Source organism: Micromonospora sp. H61 (assembly GCF_018070325.1).
In the GTDB taxonomy this organism is placed as follows: domain Bacteria; phylum Actinomycetota; class Actinomycetes; order Mycobacteriales; family Micromonosporaceae; genus Micromonospora; species Micromonospora salmantinae.
Genome location: NZ_JAGPXY010000181.1, coordinates 1 through 2,528, shown reverse-complemented (window position 1 = coordinate 2,528; position 2,528 = coordinate 1). Strand labels below are relative to the sequence as shown.

The following is a 2,528-nucleotide window of genomic DNA, read 5'->3' as shown; positions in this document are numbered from 1 at the left end:
GCCGAGATGGTCAACGCGGCTGCCGCCGCAGCCGTGCGGATCGGCGAGCGGGACCCGGGCGGGGAGCACCTGCTGATGGTCGGCGGGTTCGACGCGGGCAGGGTGCAGATGGCCCGCGTTGAGAACGCCGCGGTGGCAGGCGACCCAGGGCGGGTGCTCACGCTGGCCGAGGCGGTACCGGCGGGGCCAACGCCGGTCGGGTCGAGTTGGCAGCGGCACCGCCTTGATGTGGCTTGGGCGCACGCCGCCCGCCGCCAGTTCGCGGAAGCGGAGACGATCCTGACCGGGCTGGGCGGGCTCGCACCGGCGTGGCTACGCCACCAGCGGTACGGCCGGGACATCGTGCAGACGATCGATGTAGGCCGCCGACGGGCGATGACGGACAACCTGGCCGTGCTGGCTGACCTGGTGGGATACACGAGGTAGTACGCGCCGTACCACCTACATCACCGACCGTGATATCCGGCTCCCGGACCCTCACTCAAGAGGCGGGGGGGCGTCCGCGCCGGAGATGACCGGGCGCCCCTCTGCCACTGACGGAGGGTGCCCGGCGATGATGCTTCCGGTTCCGACCACCGTGCACGAGGCGTGGGAAGTTGAGCGCGCCCGAGGGCAACGGGCGGTCGACGCACTCGACCGACGTTTGGACGGCCAGCACACGCCGCGCCTGCCGCAGTGGGCGTGCGGCACCTGTTCGCAGGACTGGCCGTGTGCCCCAGCACAGGTCCGCCTCGCTGAGACGTACGGCCGGGACCGGATCGGTTTGGCCATGTACATGGGCGCCGTGTACGCCGCCGCCGTCAACGATCTGCCGGTGACGATGTCGGGTGAGACGTGGGCCCGGTTCGTGAGCTGGGTGCGCTAAATCCGTGTCCAGCCTCACGCGGCGACGAGGGTTAGCACCCACTCCGACTGGTCGCATCGCTGATCCTGCAGTCCCCCGCAGATGAGGCTGGGCAGAAGGCGCGGCAAGGGGCATTGCTGGCACACATGGACGACCACCGGCGTAACGAGGATGCACGGCGGGCCATTCTCAACCGCATCTGCCAGGGCTGAGGTGATCTGTCCCCGCCCAGGGGTGCGCCCGGCGAGTAGTCGTCTAGCCGACAGCAGAAGCCCTCTCCACAGCTTCGCCATTACCGTCACAACGTGACCACGGAAGGTGCCGCCGGAGTTGTCGGCCTCATCGCCGTCGTCGGCATTGGCATCGCGATCTACCGCAGTCGGCAGGACGTTGAGTACGTCACCTACGTCGAGGACGTCGACGATGTTGATGACGCTGATGACCTTGACGAAGTCTGGTACGAGGAGTGGCACTACGAGGAACGCAGATACGACGACTAGTCGAGACTGCGCCACCGCGAGGGGGACCGATGATCGGCCGCAACACGGCCGATGAGCAGCCCGCAGTCTCGATCAGTCTCGGATGGCTACCGGCGATCGGCGTGGCTGCGGCTGCGCTCTACCCCGCGTTGCAGGGTGCCTATTGGGCCATGCCGTTGAGCGGGGCCGCGGCTTGGGCAGCGATCGGGGTGTGGCGGATTGTCCACATTCAGGGATTGATCCTCAACCACATGCATTGGCGGGACGTCGAAGTGCCTGCATCAGACGACGCATCAGTTTGATACCCGCTGAGTTGCCCGCCTCGCGGCGGGTTAGTGATGCCGCCGGCATCATCATCTATCCCGACCCGCTTCGTGATGATGACGCTGCCGCATCTGAGCATGTCCAGGGCGATTGTGATGCGGAGTTGGATGGACGATTTGACCAACCTCGCCTCGCGTAGACGTCAAGCGGTCCACCCGATCGCTTCCAACCGGCCCGTACGGGCGTCCGGATGTCTCGCGACCCTCACGTCCACCGGCCGTTGCATCCCGACCAGATGGACCTGTGGATGCCGCATCAGGGCGGCTCGTAACCGCAGATGGCTGCACGCGACCCTCGGTGCCCGCATCTACCCGTGTACTGCATGCCATCCGCAGGTGGCCGATCGCCCGCAACTGACGCGCTCGCTACCGCAGCGGCACCTCGGCTAGGTCGACAAGGTCCGATGACCCAGTCCGACCTACCACCACTTACCCGGAGGAGTTCGTCGACTCTGTGGAAGCCGTGTCCCACCGCAAAGGTGAACGTCTAAGGACATCATTCGGCGAGCCTCCGCCCACCCGTTGGGTCGGCTGGTGAAGCTGGGCTGACAACGCGCACAACAGCTCAGAAAAAAGCGCTGGCGCACCTCGACCCGGAGAACGACGAGTTCCTGCGGCGCCGGCACGCGAGGGCACGGGCCGTGCTGCTCTACGACTCCGCCGCTTCGCGCGGCTGAACCCGAACGATCGGAGACGCCTTGACGATCACCGCCGATGACTTCACCACCGACACCGACCGGTGGGGCTACCGCAAGGGCGCCCGCTTCGTCGGCCCCAACGAATGGCTGAACAGTGTCAGGCGAGCTGGGCTCGACCTCGAAATGCTGGTGTTGGAACCCGTCACCGAGGCGCTAGCGGCAGCCGCCGACGACGACGGTCTGA

General features: G+C 66.8%; 4 protein-coding genes and 1 pseudogene. All 5 read left to right on the top strand.

All coding sequences use genetic code 11. The features are described from left to right. Positions 1 to 426: pseudogene (locus KBX08_RS32900) on the top strand (hypothetical protein); the annotation flags it as partial. A gap of 127 nt (positions 427 to 553) precedes the next feature. Then, entirely contained in the window at positions 554 to 865 is a 312-nt protein-coding gene (locus tag KBX08_RS32895) for a flavin reductase (RefSeq protein WP_210787650.1), read from the top strand. Between the two features lie 284 nt (positions 866 to 1,149). Further along, positions 1,150 to 1,344 carry a hypothetical protein gene (locus tag KBX08_RS32890; RefSeq protein WP_210787649.1) on the top strand — a complete coding sequence of 65 codons (195 nt, stop codon included), beginning with the start codon at positions 1,150 to 1,152 and terminating at the stop codon, positions 1,342 to 1,344. A gap of 29 nt (positions 1,345 to 1,373) precedes the next feature. Beyond that, positions 1,374 to 1,625, top strand: a complete 252-nt coding sequence (locus KBX08_RS32885) for a hypothetical protein (protein WP_210787648.1) — start codon at positions 1,374 to 1,376, stop codon at positions 1,623 to 1,625. A gap of 719 nt (positions 1,626 to 2,344) precedes the next feature. Beyond that, on the top strand, positions 2,345 to 2,528 hold a 184-nt coding region (locus KBX08_RS32880; RefSeq protein ID WP_210787647.1), incomplete at its 3' end, for a hypothetical protein.

Coding starts and splice junctions, on each gene's coding strand:
- KBX08_RS32885 (WP_210787648.1), top strand. CDS start 1,374: ATGATCGGCCGCAACACGGCCGATGAGCAGCCCGCAGTCTCGATCAGT.
- KBX08_RS32895 (WP_210787650.1), top strand. CDS start 554: ATGATGCTTCCGGTTCCGACCACCGTGCACGAGGCGTGGGAAGTTGAG.